We start from the raw sequence: 18261 nt of genomic DNA on the forward strand, positions 1-18261 counted from the left end.
AACGCCCGCCGGCACACCTGACGCACCGCCACGAACTGCCGGCTCACCCGCCGCGCGACACCGGGCGAACACGGGCGATTTCCAGCAATGGACGATCTACGCCCGTTTGCGAGTCAACACCACCACGTCGCTGCACGCCAGAGGGACCTTTCCGGATGCGGTGGTCGGGAGAGGCCCCCGGTGCCAGAAGGTGCTACAGGTCACCCTGGGGGCACGATCGCCGTGCCCCCAGCGCATCCAGGGCCTACGAGGTGACGGCCGCTCCCGCGGCCGCGGCGGCCGCCCCCGAGGCGATGGCGGCGGTGATGGTCCGTACGGCGTCGTTGACCGCCTTCGCGCCCCAGTCGCCCTCCTGGATCTCCTTGCCCCGCTTCTTCACCTCTGACGACCACGGCAGCGGCGGGTCCATGTCCTTCAGCGCCGGCTTGAGCGTGTCGCTGCCCGACAGCAGCGCGATCAGTGCAGCGGTGCGCACGTCGGGCTCGGCACCGTCGGCCAGCACCGCGCGCACGTCCCTTCGCACCGCCGTCTCGTGCGTGCCGTCGGCGGCCGGATGCACGGTGCGCGGGATCAGCCCGAGCATCTTCTTCTTCTCCTCCCGCACCATGCCACGCTCGACCAGGCGCGCCACCACCTTCTTCTGGGTGCCCCGGCCCAGCCGCTCCAGCACCGTCATCGAGGCCCGGGGCTTCTCGGCGACCACGTCGAACGCCTCCTGCAGCAGCGGGTCGGGCAGCGGCCCGTCGCCCCCCGCGAGGATCTTGCGCCCGCTGAACACGCTCTTCTTGTCGTCCTGACCGGCCCGGTCCAGCAGCGTCAGCTCGACCAGCAGGGCGCCGCCCAGGATGTAGTTCAGGACGTGCTCGGAGGGCACGCTGCCCTTCTCGTCGCTGAGCAGGAGCAGCATCAGGTCCTCGACCAGGAGCGTCTCCTGCGGCGTGTACTCGGTCATCCGTCCTCCAGCGATGTCGGTCAGCAGTTCGGTCAGTGCAGACGTCAGTGCAGACCATGCCCCTGCGGCACAGTCAAACACCGATGCCCGCAGGCCACCGTAGGGGGCGCACCGCCCCGTCGTACGGTGAAGGCATGGAGCACCAGGACGACGCTGACTGGCCGGCCCGCCGCCGTGAGGCCTTCGAGGCACACGAACGGGCCCGGCAGCGCGCCGAGGCGGCGGAGGAACTGCAGGCCCAGGCCCTGGTGGCGGACTTCCTGGTGCGGGCGCGGGAACTGGGCCTGCCGGCCGGGCCCCTGCGGGCCCGGGCCTACAACGGTTCGGCCACCTTCCGCACCGGCCTGAGCGGCTGGTACCTGCAGCCCAGCGGTTCGCTCGGGATCAGCGAGGACGGGCAGTTCTACGTGCTGGTCACCCCCGGCGGACTGGCCGAGCGGCTGCGCGGGGCCCGGATCGCCCCCTCGGCGCCGCCGCTGGCGGTGGGCCGGGGCGCGCGCGACGGCGAGTCGATGTCGCTGCGCGAACTGCTGGAGCGGCGCCTGGCCGCGGGGAGCCAGTTCCGGCGGCTGTGAGATCAGCTACGAGATCAGCCGCACCGCGCGGGCTTCCAGGTCACGGGCCGTCTCCTCCTCGCCCAGGCTGCGCATCACTGCGGCCAGATTGCGCAGGTAGGTGTCGATCACCCCGTGCCCGCTGCTCTCACCCAGCGTGAGGGCCTGCCGGGCCAGAGGCCGCGCCGCCACCGGCAGACCGAGGTGGGCGGCCAGCATGACCGCGAGGTTGTTGGTGTAGGCGGCCGACTCGGGCCGGCGCACGCGGTCGACCCGCTCGGCCAGTTGCGTCGCCTTCGACAACGACTGCCGGGCGCCCTCGTGGTCACCGCCGAGCAGCCGGGCCTTGGCCAGATTGCTGAACACCGCCGCCAGTTCGGGACCGGCCGAGCCTTCCTGCTCGGCCACCGAACGGGCCCGCTCCAGCATCGCCAGCCCGGCCTCGGTCTCGCCCAGGCGCAGCCGCACCAGGCCCAGGTTGTTCAGGTGCCGGGCCACCCGCAGGTCGTCGCGGCCGACCGCGGCCACCGTCACCCCGAGCGCCCGCTCGAGCAGGTCGGCGGCCTGCTGCCACTCGTTCACCCGGGCCAGGGCCACGGCCAGGTGGCCGAGCTGGGTGGCGGCGTAGGGGTGCTCGGGCCCGACCGCCTGCTCGGTGAGCGCGACCGCCCGCGCCGCCAGGGAACGCACCCGGGCGCCGTCCTGCCGCAGGAACATGGCGAAGGCCACCCCGTTGCCGCGCAGCACGACCCGCGGATGGGCGGGCAGGCCGGGCTCGTGCACCTCGACCAGCACCCGCGCGCTGAGCGCCCGTTCGTCGCCCGCGTCCCACACGTCCAGCAACAGCACGCCGACCGCGCGTGGGAGGGTCGAGGCCGCAGTGGTGTGCAGGCGAAGGATCTCCGCGGTGTCTCCCATCCACACAGTCAACCATCAGGTAGTGCCTGCTGTACCCGGTGAGTGGTGTTTGCGGGATCGAGTCAGCGGCCGCTGCCCGGGATGCTGGAGCCGGCCGCCGAACAGTGCGACAAACCACCGTGAACAGCAGGAGGCCTCCGGGATGCCTACCCGACGGGCAGGTCTCGTGGCCCTGATCGTCACCCTGACCATCGCCGGCGTGGGCCTGACCACCACGCTCACCGCACTCGTCCGGTCGTGCTGAGTCCCTACCGCCGCTCGCCGTCCTCGAGGTACTTGAGGACGGCGACCACGCGCCGGTCGGTGTGGTCGGTCGGGGCCAGGTCGAGCTTGGCGAAGATGCTGCGGATGTGCTTGTGCACGGCGCCCTCGGTGACCACCAGTTTCTCCGAGATGGCGGTGTTTCCCAGCCCTTCGGCCATCAGGGCGAGCACGTCGCGCTCACGCGGGCTCAGGCGTTCCATGCCCGGGTCGGGCCGCGAGCGGGTCATCAGCTGGGCCACCACCTCCGGGTCGATCGCGGTGCCGCCCTCGGCCACCCGGTTCAGCGCCTGGAGGAACTCCTCCACCCGGCCCACCCGCTCCTTCAGCAGGTAGCCCAGCCGGTGCGCACCACCGGCCAGGAGGTCGGTGGCGAAGGACTGCTCGACGTAGGCCGAGAGCACCAGCACCGCCAGTTCCGGGTGCCGGCGCCGGGCCTCGACCGCCGCCACGATGCCCTCGTCGGTGTGGGTGGGCGGCATCCGCACGTCGACGATCGCCACGTCCGGTCGCTGCTCGTCCACCACCTCCAGGAACGCCTCGGGCCCGGGCGCCGTGGCCACCACGTCCAGCCCCTCGGCGCGCAGCAGCGAGGCCAGTCCCTCGCGCAGCAGCGCGTCGTCCTCGGCGATCACGATCCGCACGGCAACTCCACTTTCAGCATCGTCGGTCCACCGGCCGGGCTGCTCAGCGTCACGGTGCCGTCGTGCGCCCCGACCCGGCGCCGTAGGCCCACCAGCCCGGAACCGGCGCTCTCGTCGGCGCCCCCGTGACCGTCGTCCTCGATCTCGATGATCAGCCGCTCCTGCCGGCGGCGCAGCCTAACAGCGGCCGAGGCGGCCCCCGAGTGCCGGGCCACGTTGGTCAGTGCCTCGGCGACCACGAAATACGCTGTGGCCTCGACCGATGCGGCGCAGCGGCCGGGCACCGCGACGTCCAGGGTGGTCGGCACCGCGCAGTTCGCGGCCAGACCCGACAGGGCGCCCGCCAGGCCCCGGTCCTCGATCACCGGGGGCAGGATGCTGCGCACCACCCCGCGCAGCTCCTTCAGCGCGTCCTCGGCGGCGTCCTGGGCCTGGGCGAGGACCTGGTCCACCACGGCCGGGTCGGCGTTCTCGCGGGCCAGCGCCCGCCGGGCCGCGCCCAGCAGCATCGTCACCGCGACCATCCGGTTCTGGGTGCCGTCGTGCAGCGACCGCTCGATCCGGCGCAGCTCGGTGGCGTGCGCGTCCAGCGCGGCCGCGCGGGACGAGGTGAGCTCGGCGATGCGGCCCGACAGATCAGTGCCCGGCGGCGGGGCCAGCAACCTGCGCCCGGGCCAACCCTGCAGGCGGGCGATCCCGGGGCTGAGGCCGAGCAGGATCGCCGTCCAGCCCACGCCCATCATGAACACGACGAAGACCTGCAGCCCGCCATGCACCGTCCACACCCCGATCGAGGCGGTGGCGTATTCCGGCGGGATGAACGGGTACCAGAGCGGGAAGGTGGCGTCCCGGAAGGCCAGCACCGGCAGCAGCACCCCGAAGAAGCCCAGGGCCAGCCCGAACACCCCGTGCACGGGCAGCCACAGCAGTTCCCTTCGGGTGGTCGGATCCCGCAGCACAGCCGCCAGTTTCACCACCGGCTCGGCCGGCCCCAGCACCGGCTCGCCCCAGCGGGTCAGCCGGGCCCGCTCACGGCCGGCGACACTGTGCACGATCCCCAGGACGGTCGGCACCATCAGGAAGCCGATGCCGACCACGCAGAGCATCAGCGTGATCAGCACCAGGAAGGCGGCCGAGAGGGCCAGCGCGGCCGTGCTCATCCCCCCGGCCAACTGCTCGAGCGCGGCCACGGCCCGGCCGGAGGCCTCGACCAGCCCGGTCCGGATGTCCTGCCATCGGTCTCGCCTCTGCGCCACGGCGCGACCGTATACGGACCACCGGAAAGTGCCACATCCCGGCTCACCCTGACCTGACCTGCCCCCCCGAAATGGTGACCAGTCTTTGTTCGCCGTTTCCGCACGATCTTGAAGCTTCACGGGCCACACTCAGGAACAGAACGGGGGGATCACAGATCATGAACAAGAATGCGCCGGGGCCCAGCCAGGGCCCACTTCCGGCACACCTGGCCGCCATGGCCTCCAGCCGCGAAAGCTGGCACCTGCTCCGGGCTTACATAGAGCAGGAATACCCAAAGGCAATTCCCGAACGGCGGCCGGAAGTGGCCGCCGTGAATTACTCGGCCCGGCATCTGGAAGGCCTTTTCCGCAGGCTCGCCCAGAAGCGCTCACCCCGGCCGGTGGTCCTGCCGATCATTCGCCCGGCCGAATAGTCCGGTTTATCCTACACCTGTAGGCTATCTGGTGACCCGAGCGCGCGAGCCGCTCACCGGCGTCCTAAAGTTGAATTCGTGACTACCACGTATGCCAAGGTCAACGGCGTTTCCAGCCTCACCGTCGAGCAGGAGGCAGTGCCCTCGGCCCTGCCTGCGGGCATGGTCCGGGTGAACATCACCTACTGCGGTATCTGCGCGACCGACACGCACAACTACACCAGCGGGGGCCAGATCCCGGCCGCCGTTTTCGGGCACGAATGGACGGGTGTGGTCGCGGCCACCGCCGACGACGTCGAGGGCCTGCCGGAAGGCACCCGCGTGATCGCCAGTGTCGGTGCGGCGTGCGGGGTTTGCGCACAGTGCCAGGCCGGTCACCCGGGCCACTGCGACCTGGCCTTCGCCGAGGCCAACGGCGTGGCCCCCGGAGCCCCGCAGCACGGGGCCTTCGCCCAGTCGCTGGTGGTCTCCGCCCGCCGGGTCATGCCGGTGCTGGAGGGCCTCAGCGACGTGGAGGCCGCGCTGGTCGAACCCACCGCCGTCACCTTCCACGCCGTACGCCGCACCCGCCAGCCCCTGGGCGCCGTCGTGGTGGTGCAGGGCGCCGGGCCGATCGGCCTGCTCGCGGCCCAGCACGCCCGTCACGCCGGCGCCGGTCACCTGGTGGTGATCGAGCCCAACGAACAGCGCCGCGAAGCCGCCACCCGGCTCGGCTTCACCGACGTCCTGGCCCCGGGCGAGGCGGCCAAGGCCCACATCCTCGAGATCACCAGCGGCCTGGGCGCCGACGTCCTGTACGAATGCACCGGTGTAGCCGCCCTTCTGCAGCCCTCCGCCGAACTCGTCCGGCGTGGCGGCACCCTCTCCCTGCTCGGCTTCCCGATGACCGACTCCACCGTCAGCTACGGCGACTGGCAGATCCGCGAGCTCACCGTGATCGGCTCACTCGCCTACACCCGCGACGACTTCCTCGGCGCCCAACGGGCCATCGCCGACGGCTCGGTGCGGGTGGCCGACCTGCACACCGGCACCATCGGTCTGAGCGAGCTGGCGGCCATGCTCGACGAACTGGACTCCGGCCGCACCACGCACGCCAAGGTCCTCGTCGACCCGCAGCGCTGAGCAGCTCACTCGGGCCAGGCGCTGCAGGCCGGGCACTCGGTGACCGTCACCGCCCAGCAGGTGGGCATCGGCAGCCCGGAGACGTTACGGCACCCTTCGTGGCCCGGTTCGGCGTTCCGCCCAGCGTCTACCTGCAGCGCTTCACAGGCCCAGGTCGCGGCCGATGATCTCCTTCATGATCTCGTTCGAGCCGGCCCAGATGCGGGTCACGCGAGCGTCTTTCCAGGCCCGGGCCACCCGGTACTCGTTCATGTAGCCGTAGCCGCCGTGCAGCTGCAGGCAGGCGTCCAGGATCTGGCCCTGGACGTCGGCCGTCCACCACTTGGCCTTGGCCGCGTCGACCGCGCTGAGCTCGCCGGCGGTGTGCGCCCGCACGCAGTCGTCCACGTAGGCCTGGGTCACCTCGGCCCGGGTGACCAGGTCGGCGAGCAGGAACTTGTTGTGCTGGAACGAGCCCACCGGCTGCCCGAAGGCCTGCCGGTCCTTCACGTAGACCAGGGTCTCGTCGAGGATGGCGCGGGCGTGGGCCAGGTTGGCCACCGCCCCGCTGATCCGTTCGCGCGGCAGCTTGACCATCATGTGCTTGAAACCCTGGTCGAGCTCGCCGATCAGGTTCTCGGCCGGCAGCAGCACGTCGTCGAAGACCAGTTCGGCGGTGTCGGCCTCGGGCATGCCGACCTTGTCCAGGCGGCGGCCCCGGGAGAAGCCCTCCCGCGAGCGCTCGACCACGAACAGGGAGATGCCCCGGGCCCCGGCCCCGGGGGTGGTGCGGGCGGCCACGACCACGATGTCGGCCGAATAGCCGTTGGTGATGAACGTCTTGGCTCCGTTGAGGCGCCAGTTCTCACCGTCCCTGACCGCCGACGTCTTCAGAGCCGCGAGGTCCGAGCCGGCCGAGGGCTCGGTCATCGCGATCGCCGCGATGCTCTCGCCCGAGGCGATGCCGGGCAGCCAGCGTTCCTGCTGCTCGGGGGTGGTGAGGGCGGTGAGATAGCCCGTGACCACGTCGAAGTGGATGCTCAGGCTGGAGGCCAGGGCCAGGTTGACGGCGGCCAGTTCCTCGGTGAGCACGGCGTTGAACCGGTAGTCCTCGGCCTGGGAACCGCCGTACTGCTCGGGGACCTCCAGGCCGAGGAGGCCCTGTTTGCCCGCGGCCAGCCACATCTCGCGGCCGAACTCGTGGTCGCGGGCATGGTCCTCGACGTGGGGAAGCACTTCGCGGCGCAGGAACTGGCGCACCGAGTCGCGGAAGGCCACGTGGTCGTCGTCGTAGACGCTACGCCTCATCCCGGCAGGCTAGACCAGATATCCCGATTTGGTCAGGCCTGCCGGACAGTTGAGACGGCGGTCTTAGACCGTCGCTGCCTGGGCGGCGGCCGTGGCCTCGGCCGCCAGCCGGGTGATCTCGTCCCAGCGGCCGGCGTTCACCAGTGCCTTCTCCACCATCCAGGTGCCGCTGATAGCGGGGACGCAGGGCAGGGCCAGGTACTCCCCCAGGTTGTCCAGGGTGACCCCGCCGGAGGGCATGAACGTGATGTCGCCGAACGGCGCCGACAGAGCCTTGATCATCTTGGGGCCGCCGAGCAGTCCGGCGGGGAAGAACTTGACCTCGCGCAGGCCGAGCGCGACCGCCGTCATCAGATCGGTGGAGCTGGAGATGCCGGGTAGCGCGGGCACGCCCAGTTCCTGGGCCCGGCGGACCACGTCGGGGCTGATGCCGGGGCTGACCACGAAGGTGGCGCCGGCCTCGACCACCTCGTCGACCTGGGCCGGGGTAAGCACCGAACCGGCGCCGACCGTCATTCCTTCGAGCTCGGCCAGACGGCGGATGCCCTCCAGCCCGGCCTCGGTGCGCAGCGTCACCTCCATCACCGCGATCCCTCCGGCGAGCAGGGCCTTGCCCAGGGGTACGGCCTGATCCGCGTCGTCGATGACGACGACCGGCACGACGAGGTGGTTGGGCAGCAGGGGGGCGGTCACGTTCGGGGGCTCCTCGGTTTCGTGGGTCAACTGCAGCATCAACGAAGGACGTCGGTGCTGGCGTTGAGTGCGTCGAGTTCGGCTCGGGTGGGCAGCGCCTCCCAGTCACCGGGCGCCTGACAGACCGCGCCACCCAGCCGGTTGGCCAGGGTCAGGCAGGCGAGCGGTTCGCCGTTGTCCAGCAGGGCGGCCAGGTAGCCGCCGACGAAGGCGTCGCCCGCCCCGACCGCGTCGGTGACCACGACCGGGGTGGTGGGGCCGTGGTGGGCCGCATCCTCGAACAGGGCGATGGCGCCGAGGTGCCCGAGCTTGAGCACCACGTCACCGCCGACGGCCTCGGCCAGTGAGCGGGCCAGTTTCTCCCCCGCCTCGAACGACTCCACCGGTTCCGGTGCGGCGCCCAGCAGCAGGGCGGCCTCTTCGGGCCCGGCGAAGGTCAGATCGGCCTGCCGGGCCAGCTCTACCAGGGCTTCGCGGGCCTGTTCGTCGCTCCACAGGGTGGCCCGGTGGTTGACGTCGAAGGTGACCAGTGTGTTGTTCTCGCGGGCGATCTCGACCGCCCTGAGCACGGCCTGCCGGGGGTCAGGGCCGAGGGCGGGGGTGATGCCGGTGACGTGCAGCACCGCCGAGGCCGCGATGACGTCGGAGAACTGCTGCACGTAGGCGGCGCTCAACTGGGAGGCGGCGCTGCCGGCGCGGTAGTAGCGCACCCGGGTGGTGCGGGCGCCCCGGGCCTCCTTGACCATCAGCCCGGTGGGATGGGCGGCATCGCGCTCGGCGTGCACGGTGACGCCCTCGGCCCTCAGTTCGCGCACCACCAGGGTGCCGAAGTCGTCGTCGCCGACCCGGCTGATCCAGGTGGCCGGGCAGCCCAGCCGGGCCAGGGCGATCGCCACGTTCGACTCCGCCCCGCCCAGCCCGAGGGTCATGGCGGCGCCGTCGCGCAGTCTCGGCGCCGGTACCGGTGACAGCAGCGCCATCGTCTCGCCGATCGTCACCACGCCGTTGCCCTGCAGTGCCATGTCACCATCCGTCTTCGTCGAACGTGTGGGTCAGTGCTGAAGCAGTACCAGCCGTTACCTCCGGGTATCAAGGTGCGCCGGCCGATGGGTCAGCCGATCCGCAGCATCACCTTGCTGCTGCCGCTGTCCGGGTCGAGGGCCACCGCCATCGCCGTGGCCGCCTCCTCCAGGGCGAAGGTGTGGGTGATCAGCGGCGACACGTCGAGACCGTCGCGCATGGCCTCGACCGCGTCGGTGATCTCGTCGACGAACCGGTACGAGCCGATCCAGGTGATCTCGCGGGTGACCAGGTCGCCCAGGACGGCCTGGACCTCGGCGCCGGGCAGGTTGCCGACCTGCACGAGCGTGCCGCCGCGGGCGGTGGCCCGCAGCACCGGTCCCAGGGCGCGGGGTGAGCCGGACGCCTCGAAGACGATCTCCACGTCTTCGGGCAGCCGGCCGCCGGCGGCCACGTTCACCGTCTCGTCGGCCCCCATCTGCTTGGCGATGTGCAGGGCGCTGTCGCTGACGTCGGAGGCCACGATCGCATCCGCCCCGCAGTACTTCGCGGCCGCCACCACCAGGGAGCCGATCGGCCCGGCGCCGTTGACCAGCACTCGCTTGCCCTGCAGCCGCCCGGCCCGGCCGACCGCGTGGAAGGCCACGCCCAGCGGCTCGGCCAGCGCGCCGTGCTCGGTGGTGACCTCGTCCGGCAGCAGCCGGATCTGGTCGGCCCGGGCGACGCGGAACTGGCTGAACCCGCCGTCGGTGTGCGGGTCGAACGCGGCCGAACCGAAGTAGCGGCTGGGCGTGTACAGGTTGGTGCGGCCGGCCAGTCGCTCGGGCAGGACACCGTCACCCACCAGGGTCGCCGGGTGCACGGTGACCGCCTGCCCCTCCTCCAACCCGTGGTGCAGCCCCTGCACGCCCGGGCCGAGACCGGCGATCCGCCCGGCGATCTCGTGGCCCAGCACCAGCGGGTGCCTCAGCCGGGCGGTGCCGGAGGCGCCGTGCCGGTAGTAGGAGGTGTCCGAGCCGCAGATGCCGCCCCACTCCACGGCGATCAGTACCTCGCCCTCGCCCGGGACCGGGTCGGGCAGCTCGTCGATCCTCAGGTCGTGCGGACCGTGCACCACGGCGGCTCTCACGCGGCGTCCTCCAGGGCGGACAGGTCCCGGTCGGCCACCTCGGGCATCAGGTAGGCGGTGACCAGGGCGATGAACGAGTAGGCGATGAGCATGGCGGCGATCGGCCACCAGCTGTCGAAGGCGGCGGTCAGGCCGGCCGCGATCACCGGGCCGGCCGCCACGGTGGCGATGCCGCCCAGTTCCTTGGCCAGGCCGACCTGGGTGAACCGGTTGCGACCGCCGAGCAGCTCGGACATGGTCACGTTCTCGAGCGCGAACAGGCCCAGGACGGCCACGTTGTAGCCGAGGATCATGCCGATCACCAGGCCCGGGGTGCTGCCGCCGGTGACCAGCAGGAGCATCGGGAAGGCCAGCAGCATCGAGACCAGGCTGATCGCCATGTACATCACCCGGCGGCCGAAGCGGTCGCTGAGCAGGCCGACCACCGGCACGGTGGCGAACCCGACGACCGAGCCGATCAGCAGCGAGTCGGTGGCCAGCGACTTGTCCAGGCCCAGGGTGGTGCCGATGTAACCGACCAGGAAGGTCTGGATCAGGCCGGAGTTGCCCGCCTGGCCGATCCGCAGGCCCAGGGCGAGGAAGAACGCCTTGCCCTTGCTGGCCTTCAGGCCCGCCTCGAGCTTGCTCTCCCTGATCTCGGCCCGCTCCAGCGCCTTGCCGTCGACCACGTCGTCGCGGGCCTCGAAGACCGGGCTCTCCTTGACGTTCCGGCGGATCCAGAGCGCCAGCACCAGCAGCACGAAGCTGGCCAGGAACGGGATGCGCCAGCCCCAGCTGTGCAGCTGCTCGTCGCTCAGGGTGGCCAGCAGCAGGGCCCAGATGCCGGTCGCCACCAGTGTTCCCGAGTTGGTGCCGAGCGCGATCAGCGAGGAGATCAGGCCCCGGCGGCCCTTCGGCGCGTACTCCACGAGCATGACCGTGGCGCCCGCGATCTCGGCGCCGGCCCCGAAGCCCTGCACCAGCCGCAGCACCACCAGCAGGGCCGGGGCGAACAGGCCGATCTGCGCGTAGGTCGGGAGCGCGCCGATCAGGGTGGTCGAGACGCCCATCATCGCGATGGTGATGAACAGGACCCGCTTGCGGCCCAGCCGGTCGCCCATCCGCCCGAAGTAGACGGCACCGGCCAGGCGGGCCACGTAGCCCACGCCGTAGGTCGCCATCGCGGCCAGCAGGCCGATCGCGGGACTGACGTCGGGGAAGAAGATCTCGTTGAAGACGATGGCGGCCGCCAGCGAGTACAGCTGGAAGTCCATGAACTCCATCGCGGTGCCGAGCCAGCCGGAGACGGCGGCCTTCGACAGGTCCTTCGTGGACCTGGCCGGCGTGGAGCCGGGCGGCGGCGCGTCGTTGACGGCCGAGGCCTCTGTGCTCATCGATTGCTCCCTTGCATCGACCGGATCCCTCATCGGGTCCTTGTGTGCTAGCTGAAATATACAAGCACTGTCGCGCAGATCAAGTCCACGGAAGGACCCGCCTGCCCCTTCGGCTCACAAACCCGGCCATAACGCTCACACCGTCCAAGATCCTTTTGGGCTGGCGGCTGTCCGCGCACCAAGATCACCGGACGCGATGAGCCGCGATTCCCTCCGACCACGGGAGTTCCGATGTCCGTCGACGCTGCAGTCCCCACCCGGCCCCCGGCCATTCTGAAGGACCGACTGAACGTTGTCGGTGAACGGCATACCGAGAGCGACCTGCGCCGGGAGGCCGAGCGGGCCTACACCACGAAGATCTTCGGACCAGACCGCTACTGGCAGGAGTACGAGTTCCCCGACCGACTGGCCGCCTCCCAGCAGGGCCAGCAGTGGCCCACGAAGGAACTGGCCGACTTCATGGATCTGCGCGCCCTCTTCGGCACCGCCTTCGCGCTGTCCTTCTACGAACCTCTGGCCCGCACGGCGGCCGCTGCCCCGAAAGCGGGGGTGGGCTCACCACTGAACGCGGTACTGGCCGACATCGAAACGAAGCTCGCCGACCTCGAGGGGGCCCGGAAGCGCACTCGCAGCGGCTGGCGCAATCCCGAGACCTCGGCGGTGCAGAAGGCGGTCGACCTGGCCTCGGCACGCCTGGACGCTCTGCTGAACGGCTACCGGACGGCCGCCAAAGACCAGACCCCGGGCTGGATTCCGCGCCGCATCCAGGCCGCCGAGAAGCTGGCTCTGGGGCAGGCCGTGATCGACCAGTGCCTCGACTCCCTGGCCGCCGAGGAGAAGATCACCCTGGCCGCCGGCCCGGGCAAGGGCACACAACTGTGGAACCTGCTCTCGGACCGGCGTTCCCTGATGATGGTCGCCGCCACTCAGCTCTCGCCGATTCCCGGCATCTGGAAGATCGGCGACCGGCACGTCCAGGACATCCTGACCGGCAAGGTGAAGGCCAGGGTGACCAACCGGGCCGCGGCATGCTCAGGTGAGCCGCACGCCCAGGCCAACTACATCACCCATGACCAGTTCACCGAGATCCTGAAACACTAGCTCTCACAAGAGTACGGCCCCGGCTCCGAACGCCGGCAACAGGGCCTCGACGGAACCGGTCAGCGCGCTGTCCTCGGCCAGGTCCTCGGCACCGAGCACGGTCAGCAAACGCGAAACCACACCGACTGAAGACGCTTTCCAGCAGTCGGCCAGCGCAGGTGCGGCCGGGTCGGTGGTGCCGAAGAGCTGACCACCAGAGGACGGGTCGGGTCGGGTTGCATTGGCCCACGCGGCCAGGGCGAGGGTCTGGTGTTCCCCGGCGGTGGTTCCCCGTTGTTCGCGCAGCACGGTGAACCACCGCTGGGGAAGCTTGAGTGAGCCGTCGGAACCGATCTGGCGCAGTTCGTGATGGATGGCCGGGTTCTCGAAGCGGGCCACCAGGCTTTCGGCGTACCGCACCGGGTCCGGACCACCGGCGGGCAGGGTTGCGGCTACGTCGGCCGCGTATCCCCGAACGAATTTCGCGCCCCAGGGGGTGGCGAGCACGTCGGCGATGGTGCGGCAGCCGGCGGCCAGGCCCAGGTAGGCCAGGCCGGAATGAGCACCGTTGAGCAGCCGCAGCTTGGTCAGCTGGTAGGGCGCCACGTCGTCGACGAGCTGGGCTCCGCCGTGTTCCCAGGCGGGCCGGGCCGCACGGAAGTCGTTCTGCAGCACCCACTGTGTGTAGGGCTCCCCCGACACGGCCAGTTCGTCGCGCACACCGAGCCGGGCGGCCACCTCGTCCAGATCGGCCTGGGTGGTGGCGGGCACGATGCGATCGACCACCGTGGCCGGGAAGCCGACCGAATGCTCCAGCCAGGCGAGCACCTTGTCGCTGTCGGCCCAGTCGGCCGCGGTCACGAAATCCCGCACGACAGAGGCCAGCACAGCACCGTTGCCGTCCAGATTGTCACAGGAGACGACATCGATCGGCGCGCCCGACGTCCTCAGGCGGTTCGCCAGCGACAGCGCGAGGCGACCCACAACCGTCTGAACCGCAGCGTCCGCCTGGCTGCTCAGCGCCAGGTCGGCCACGATCCGCGGATCGGCCAGATCCAGCCGCCCCGTCGCCGGATCGCGGTGATAGCCCTTCTCGGTGACAGTCAGCGTGACCGTGCTGACCTCGGCCGAGCTGATCAGCGAATCCACCTGCACCGCATCGTCCCGCAGATGCAGGGCGCCGGACAGGGCCGCAACCACCCGCGGACCGGAGCCCTCCGGCGAGCGGGTCGTGACCGAGAACAGGTGGTCCTGCCGCCGGGCTCGTTGCACCACCGAGGCATCGCGGGGCGCCACCGCCACGATCCCGATCGCCTCGCCGGTGGCCGCCGAGGCCGCCTCGGTGTAGACGGCCTGGTGCGCGCGATGGAAGGCTCCGAGCCCGAAATGCACCACCCGCGGTGCTAGTTCACGGGGATCAAGCAGAGGACGGCTCTCCGCGGCGAGCGCCTCCAGGGTGCGGTGTCCGAGGTGCGGGCTCACCAGTCGTGCACCGACCCGTCGAGACGGCGGGCCACGGGCAGGTACTTCGGGTCGTAGGGGTAGCGCTCGGCGGCCTTCTCGTCGTACTCCACGCCCAGACCAGGCTCGTCGGACAGGTCCAGCATGCCGTTCTCGAGCGTGACGTTGGTGCGGAACACCTGCATGGTCTGCTCCACGTGCGGCATGTACTCCTGGATGCCGAAGTTCGGAACGGTGAGGTCCACGTGCACTGCCGCAGCAAGGGAGATCGGCGACAGGTCGGTGGCTCCGTGCGAGCCGGTGCGCACCTGGTACAGCGCGGCCAGGTCGAAAATGCGCCGCAGGTGCGTGATCCCGCCCGCGTGGACCACCGTCGTGCGCACGTAGTCGATCAGCTGCTCGGTGATCAGGTCCTTGACGTCCCAGATCGAGTTCAGGATCTCACCGGTCGCGATCGGGGTGGTGGTGTGCTGCCGGATCAGCCGGAACGCCTCCTGGTTCTCGGCCGGGGTCGGGTCCTCCATCCAGAACAGGCGCAGGTCCTCGACGCTCTTGCCGAAGCGGGCGGCCTCGATCGGGGTGAGCCGGTGGTGCACGTCGTGCAGCAGGTGGAAGGCGGAACCGAACTTCTCCCGCACGGCCCGCAGGTAGGTGGGCGCGAAGTCGAGATAGGCCTCGGTCGACCAGGGCTGCTCGTCGGGGAGGTTGCTGTTGGCCGGCTCGTACACCTCGCCCTTGCGCACGCCGTAGCTGCCACCCAGGCCCGGGACCCCGGTCTGGGCCCGGATGGCCTGGTAGCCCAGGTCGCGGAACTTGGCCACGTCGTCGAGCAGGGAGGGCACGTCGGTGCCGGAGGCGTGCGCGTAGACCATCACCGCATCGCGCGAGCGACCGCCCAGCAGTTGGTACACCGGCAGCCCGGCGACCCTGCCCTTGATGTCCCACAGGGCCACGTCGACTGCGGCGATCGCGGTCATCGTCACCGGGCCCCGGCGCCAGTAGGCCCCTCGGTAGAGGAACTGCCAGATGTCCTCGATGCGGGCGGGGTCACGGCCGATGAGCAGAGGGACGACGTGGTCGCGCAGGTAGCTGGCCACGGCCAGTTCGCGTCCGTTGAGGGTGGCGTCGCCCAGACCCGTCACGCCGTCGGACGTGGTGATCCGCAGGGTGACGAAGTTGCGGCCGGGAGAGGCCACGAAGACCTCTGCGCGTTCGATCGTGCTCACTGAACCATCTCCTTCGGCGGCCGAGCGGGACTGCCATGCACCTGGCGTTAGTATACAAGCACTTGTTTACCAGCATCGCACCGCCGGTCCGGGCCGAAGGGGGTCCACTACGATGGCGCTCATGTCCCCCCGCAAAGCCGGCGGCAGTAGCCGGCAGGCCGTCTACGAGTCGCTGCGACGGCGCATCCTGGGGCTGGAACTGCCCCCCGGCACCGCCCTGTCGGAGAACGACCTGGCCACCGAGATGGGGATCTCCCGCACACCGGTGCGCGAGAGCATGATCCTGCTGTCCGAAGAGGGCCTGGTGCAGGTCTTCCCCAAGGTCGGCACCTTCGTCTCCCGGGTCGACGCGGCCCGCGTGGCCGACGCCCAGTTCCTGCGCGAGGCGGTGGAACTGGCCGCCCTGGAAGATGTTCCGGACGAGCCCGACGCCGAGCTGGTCGCGCTGCTGCGCGAGAACCTGGGCCGTCAGCAGGCCGCGGGCATCGAGCGGGAGGAGTTCTTCCGGCTCGACGAGGAGTTCCACCACCTGCTGCTGCGCCTGAGCGGACACGGCAACTCCTGGTCCACCGTGGCCTCGGCCAAGGGCCACCTCGACCGCGCCCGCCGCCTCGGCCTCGACGAGGTGGGCTCCCCCAAGCCGTTCATCGACCAGCACGCAGACGTGCTGGAGGCAGTGCTCTCGGGCAACACCGAGGCCGCCCGCACCACCCTGCGCCACCACCTGCGCGCGGTGTTCGAAGACGTCGAGCGCGTGCGCCGCCGCTCCCCCGAACTGTTCGCCACCGACCCCGACGCCGTTCCGGTGCGCCGCAGCGTGGCGGTCTGGAACAACTAAGAACCTGGGACTACAGACGGTCCGCCCGCCGCCACAACTCCCGGATGCCGCGCGGGAACACCACCAGCCAGGACACCACGCCGACGAACCCGAACGGGAAGAACCCCTTCAGGAAGATCAGCAGGGGCAGGGTCATCAGCACCGTGCCCACCACCCGCCCGGCCAGGCCGAAGGTCACCGTGGTGGCGTCCCACTTACCGGTGCCCGCCCGGCTGCGCTCGCGGGCCAGCCGGGCCGCCGCCGCAGCCGAGGTGAACGGCTCCTCGCTGTCCAGGTGAGACTCTCGCCCGGACACCGACTCCGACTGCGGCGCAGTTCGGTGGTGAGGCGCGTAGCACTGCGGACACCACTCAAGACCGGACGCGAACAGTGCGCCACACTCACACCGCTCGGGCAACGCTCACACCCCGCCGGGGCTGGACATGGGATTGCCGTACGCCCTGGGCCCCACCTGATAGGTGGGCCCGGGCCGCTCCGGCGCTTTGGGAGCAGCGGGAGCAGGGGGCGGCTTCGGCGCAGGAACGGTTGCGGGAGCATTCGGGCCGGTATGCAGGGAGCTCGGCTTGGCCAAGGGCGGAGGACCGGAAACGGAAGGAGGCTGAGGCATGGGCCGAACCGTCTGACCGCCGACACTGCCCACCCGGACCGCGCCCGCCGGACCGCCATTCGCACCGGAGCCACCGGAGCCCGGGTCGTTCAGCACCCCGACGCCGCCAGGGCCACCACCTGGGCCGCCCGGCCCAGCCAGCCCGCCCGGTCCACCCGGCCCGCTCGATCCACGCGGCCCACCTGGTCCACCCGGCCCGCTCAATCCACCTGGTCCCGCTGGCCCACCGGGCGTGGATGTGCCACTGACTCCACCGGGGCCAGCAAGTCCGCCGAGGCCAGCAGGTCCACCGGCGCCGCCCATTGCACCAAGCCCACCAGGTCCCCCTAAGCCACCGGGACCACCCATGCCAGCGGGTCCCCCAGCTCCACCAGGCCCGCCAGGCCCGCCAGGCCCGCCAGGCCCGCCAGATGTGATGGCCCCACCGACTCCGCCCACCCCGCCCGCCCCACCGATTCCGCCCACACCACCCGCGCCACCTGCTCCACCCATGCCACCCGGGCCACCCGGGCCGGGAGGCACACCGCCAACCAGTCCACCGGGCCCACCCGACACGCCTGGTCCACCCACGCCACCCACGCCACCCGGGCCCGGCACCCCAGGACCACCTGGCCCGTTGTGTACACCTGGTCCACCCGGTACACCTGGTCCGCCAGGGAGAGCCGGTCCGCCCGGAAGACCACCCAGGCCGCTCAACCCACCGACCGATCCGAGCCCCGAACCTGGCCCACCACCGGCAGCCATCCCAGTCAACCCACCGGGGGCAGCCGGTAGCCCTGCACCGGCCACCGGACCTGCCGCAACCGCCGAGCCAGTACCAGGCACGAACCCGCCACCAGCACCTCCAGCGACTCCCCCGGGCCACACCATCGATCCCAGATGCGCCGCATGCCCCACCACACCGATCGATTTGCCCTCGTAAGCCGAAAGCAGCACGGCGCGCAGCGGATTGACGGCCCCGGCAACCGTGCCCGCATCCATCGCGTCGGAACCTGGGCCAACACCTGCAGAGCCCCGGCCGGCGGCGAGCGCAGCGTCCCCCGAAAGCACCGCAGACACCGTCAGGTTCGTCGCAGTGCGAGCAACGTCTGTCATGAGCGGCGCCCCCGGCTGCTGAATGGCCGCGGCCACCGGACTCGGCTGCGGCGGCGGGGCGGGCTGTTCCTGCTTCTGCATTTCCAACTGCAGCAGCGCCTGCGGCGGGGGCACCCGGTCCAGGTGCGCAGCAGGAGCGTCGTCCCGGGTGGCGCCGCGTGAGACTGCCCGGCCGTCGGCCGCGCCCTCCCCGGCGCCGGGCTCCGGCTGCTGGGTCAGGTCGACGCCGCAGTACTCGCAGAAGTGCCAGTCGTCGTGGATCACCAGGTCGCAGTTCGGGCATTTCTGGGCGGCGGCGAGCTGTTCCCAGGGCGCGCGCAGCCAAGGTGCAC

18 protein-coding genes are annotated in these 18261 nt (G+C 71.0%); 5 read left to right on the forward strand and 13 right to left on the reverse strand.

Annotated elements, in window-relative coordinates; genetic code table 11:
- Positions 1-244: 244 nt before the first annotated feature.
- Entirely contained in the window at positions 245-952 is a 708-nt protein-coding gene (locus tag LWF15_RS18740) for a GOLPH3/VPS74 family protein (protein WP_232812136.1), read from the reverse strand.
- 134 nt (positions 953-1086) lie between these two features.
- Here LWF15_RS18740 and LWF15_RS18745 point away from each other — a divergent pair, with 134 nt between their 5' ends.
- Positions 1087-1527 (forward strand): hypothetical protein, encoded by a 441-nt coding sequence (locus tag LWF15_RS18745; RefSeq protein ID WP_232812137.1) that lies wholly within the window; start codon positions 1087-1089, stop codon positions 1525-1527.
- A 6-nt stretch (positions 1528-1533) separates the two neighbouring features.
- Here the strand turns inward: LWF15_RS18745 and LWF15_RS18750 are convergent, their stop codons facing one another.
- From LWF15_RS18750 to LWF15_RS18760, 3 genes are all read right to left on the reverse strand, one after another.
- Entirely contained in the window at positions 1534-2424 is an 891-nt protein-coding gene (locus LWF15_RS18750) for a tetratricopeptide repeat protein (protein ID WP_232812138.1), read from the reverse strand.
- A 248-nt stretch (positions 2425-2672) separates the two neighbouring features.
- Entirely contained in the window at positions 2673-3329 is a 657-nt protein-coding gene (locus tag LWF15_RS18755) for a response regulator transcription factor (RefSeq protein WP_232812139.1), read from the reverse strand.
- Entirely contained in the window at positions 3317-4585 is a 1269-nt protein-coding gene (locus LWF15_RS18760; RefSeq protein WP_232812140.1) for a sensor histidine kinase, read from the reverse strand. Before LWF15_RS18760 ends, LWF15_RS18755 begins: the two co-directional genes overlap by 13 nt.
- 158 nt (positions 4586-4743) lie before the next feature.
- Between LWF15_RS18760 and LWF15_RS18765 the strand changes: the two genes are divergently transcribed.
- A complete protein-coding gene (locus tag LWF15_RS18765) occupies positions 4744-4998 on the forward strand; it encodes a hypothetical protein (protein WP_232812141.1) in 255 nt (84 codons plus the stop codon).
- Positions 4999-5076: 78 nt separating this feature from the next.
- Positions 5077-6120: a zinc-dependent alcohol dehydrogenase gene (locus LWF15_RS18770; protein WP_232812142.1), complete on the forward strand. Its 1044-nt coding sequence runs from the start codon at positions 5077-5079 to the stop codon at positions 6118-6120.
- 141 nt (positions 6121-6261) lie between these two features.
- On the opposite strand, the gene LWF15_RS18775 is transcribed toward LWF15_RS18770, so the two are convergent.
- From LWF15_RS18775 to LWF15_RS18795, 5 genes are all read right to left on the reverse strand, one after another.
- Entirely contained in the window at positions 6262-7407 is a 1146-nt protein-coding gene (locus tag LWF15_RS18775) for an acyl-CoA dehydrogenase family protein (protein WP_232812143.1), read from the reverse strand.
- Between the two features lie 63 nt (positions 7408-7470).
- Positions 7471-8100: a bifunctional 4-hydroxy-2-oxoglutarate aldolase/2-dehydro-3-deoxy-phosphogluconate aldolase gene (eda, locus tag LWF15_RS18780; RefSeq protein ID WP_232812144.1), complete on the reverse strand. Its 630-nt coding sequence runs from the start codon at positions 8098-8100 to the stop codon at positions 7471-7473.
- 38 nt (positions 8101-8138) lie between these two features.
- Positions 8139-9122 (reverse strand): sugar kinase, encoded by a 984-nt coding sequence (locus LWF15_RS18785; protein ID WP_232812145.1) that lies wholly within the window; start codon positions 9120-9122, stop codon positions 8139-8141.
- A gap of 89 nt (positions 9123-9211) precedes the next feature.
- Positions 9212-10249, reverse strand: coding sequence for an L-idonate 5-dehydrogenase (locus LWF15_RS18790; protein WP_232812146.1), 1038 nt, complete (start codon positions 10247-10249; stop codon positions 9212-9214).
- Positions 10246-11622 (reverse strand): MFS transporter, encoded by a 1377-nt coding sequence (locus LWF15_RS18795; protein ID WP_232812147.1) that lies wholly within the window; start codon positions 11620-11622, stop codon positions 10246-10248. The genes LWF15_RS18790 and LWF15_RS18795 overlap by 4 nt, the downstream gene beginning before the upstream one ends.
- A 231-nt stretch (positions 11623-11853) precedes the next feature.
- Between LWF15_RS18795 and LWF15_RS18800 the strand changes: the two genes are divergently transcribed.
- A complete protein-coding gene (locus LWF15_RS18800) occupies positions 11854-12723 on the forward strand; it encodes a hypothetical protein (RefSeq protein WP_232812148.1) in 870 nt (289 codons plus the stop codon).
- 3 nt (positions 12724-12726) lie between these two features.
- Here the strand turns inward: LWF15_RS18800 and LWF15_RS18805 are convergent, their stop codons facing one another.
- Positions 12727-14184 (reverse strand): mannitol dehydrogenase family protein, encoded by a 1458-nt coding sequence (locus LWF15_RS18805; protein ID WP_232812149.1) that lies wholly within the window; start codon positions 14182-14184, stop codon positions 12727-12729.
- Positions 14181-15389: a D-mannonate dehydratase ManD gene (gene manD / locus LWF15_RS18810; protein ID WP_285625836.1), complete on the reverse strand. Its 1209-nt coding sequence runs from the start codon at positions 15387-15389 to the stop codon at positions 14181-14183. The genes LWF15_RS18805 and manD overlap by 4 nt, the downstream gene beginning before the upstream one ends.
- 121 nt (positions 15390-15510) lie before the next feature.
- Here manD and LWF15_RS18815 point away from each other — a divergent pair, with 121 nt between their 5' ends.
- Positions 15511-16227: a GntR family transcriptional regulator gene (locus LWF15_RS18815; protein ID WP_232812150.1), complete on the forward strand. Its 717-nt coding sequence runs from the start codon at positions 15511-15513 to the stop codon at positions 16225-16227.
- Between the two features lie 10 nt (positions 16228-16237).
- Here the strand turns inward: LWF15_RS18815 and LWF15_RS18820 are convergent, their stop codons facing one another.
- Positions 16238-16522, reverse strand: coding sequence for a hypothetical protein (locus LWF15_RS18820; RefSeq protein ID WP_232812151.1), 285 nt, complete (start codon positions 16520-16522; stop codon positions 16238-16240).
- A 638-nt stretch (positions 16523-17160) separates the two neighbouring features.
- Positions 17161-17517 carry a hypothetical protein gene (locus tag LWF15_RS18825; RefSeq protein WP_232812311.1) on the reverse strand — a complete coding sequence of 119 codons (357 nt, stop codon included), beginning with the start codon at positions 17515-17517 and terminating at the stop codon, positions 17161-17163.
- Between the last annotated feature and the right edge of the window lie 744 nt (positions 17518-18261).

The sequence above is a fragment of the Kineosporia rhizophila genome, assembly GCF_021277265.1.
Lineage (GTDB): Bacteria > Actinomycetota > Actinomycetes > Actinomycetales > Kineosporiaceae > Kineosporia > Kineosporia rhizophila.

Bases quoted from the DNA above. Each gene is read 5' to 3' on its own strand.
- LWF15_RS18800 (WP_232812148.1), top strand. From the start codon at position 11,854: ATGTCCGTCGACGCTGCAGTCCCCACCCGGCCCCCGGCCATTCTGAAG.
- LWF15_RS18750 (WP_232812138.1), bottom strand. From the start codon at position 2,424: ATGGGAGACACCGCGGAGATCCTTCGCCTGCACACCACTGCGGCCTCG.
- LWF15_RS18765 (WP_232812141.1), top strand. From the start codon at position 4,744: ATGAACAAGAATGCGCCGGGGCCCAGCCAGGGCCCACTTCCGGCACAC.
- LWF15_RS18775 (WP_232812143.1), bottom strand. From the start codon at position 7,407: ATGAGGCGTAGCGTCTACGACGACGACCACGTGGCCTTCCGCGACTCG.
- LWF15_RS18740 (WP_232812136.1), bottom strand. From the start codon at position 952: ATGACCGAGTACACGCCGCAGGAGACGCTCCTGGTCGAGGACCTGATG.
- LWF15_RS18795 (WP_232812147.1), bottom strand. From the start codon at position 11,622: ATGAGCACAGAGGCCTCGGCCGTCAACGACGCGCCGCCGCCCGGCTCC.
- LWF15_RS18815 (WP_232812150.1), top strand. From the start codon at position 15,511: ATGTCCCCCCGCAAAGCCGGCGGCAGTAGCCGGCAGGCCGTCTACGAG.
- LWF15_RS18745 (WP_232812137.1), top strand. From the start codon at position 1,087: ATGGAGCACCAGGACGACGCTGACTGGCCGGCCCGCCGCCGTGAGGCC.
- LWF15_RS18785 (WP_232812145.1), bottom strand. From the start codon at position 9,122: ATGGCACTGCAGGGCAACGGCGTGGTGACGATCGGCGAGACGATGGCG.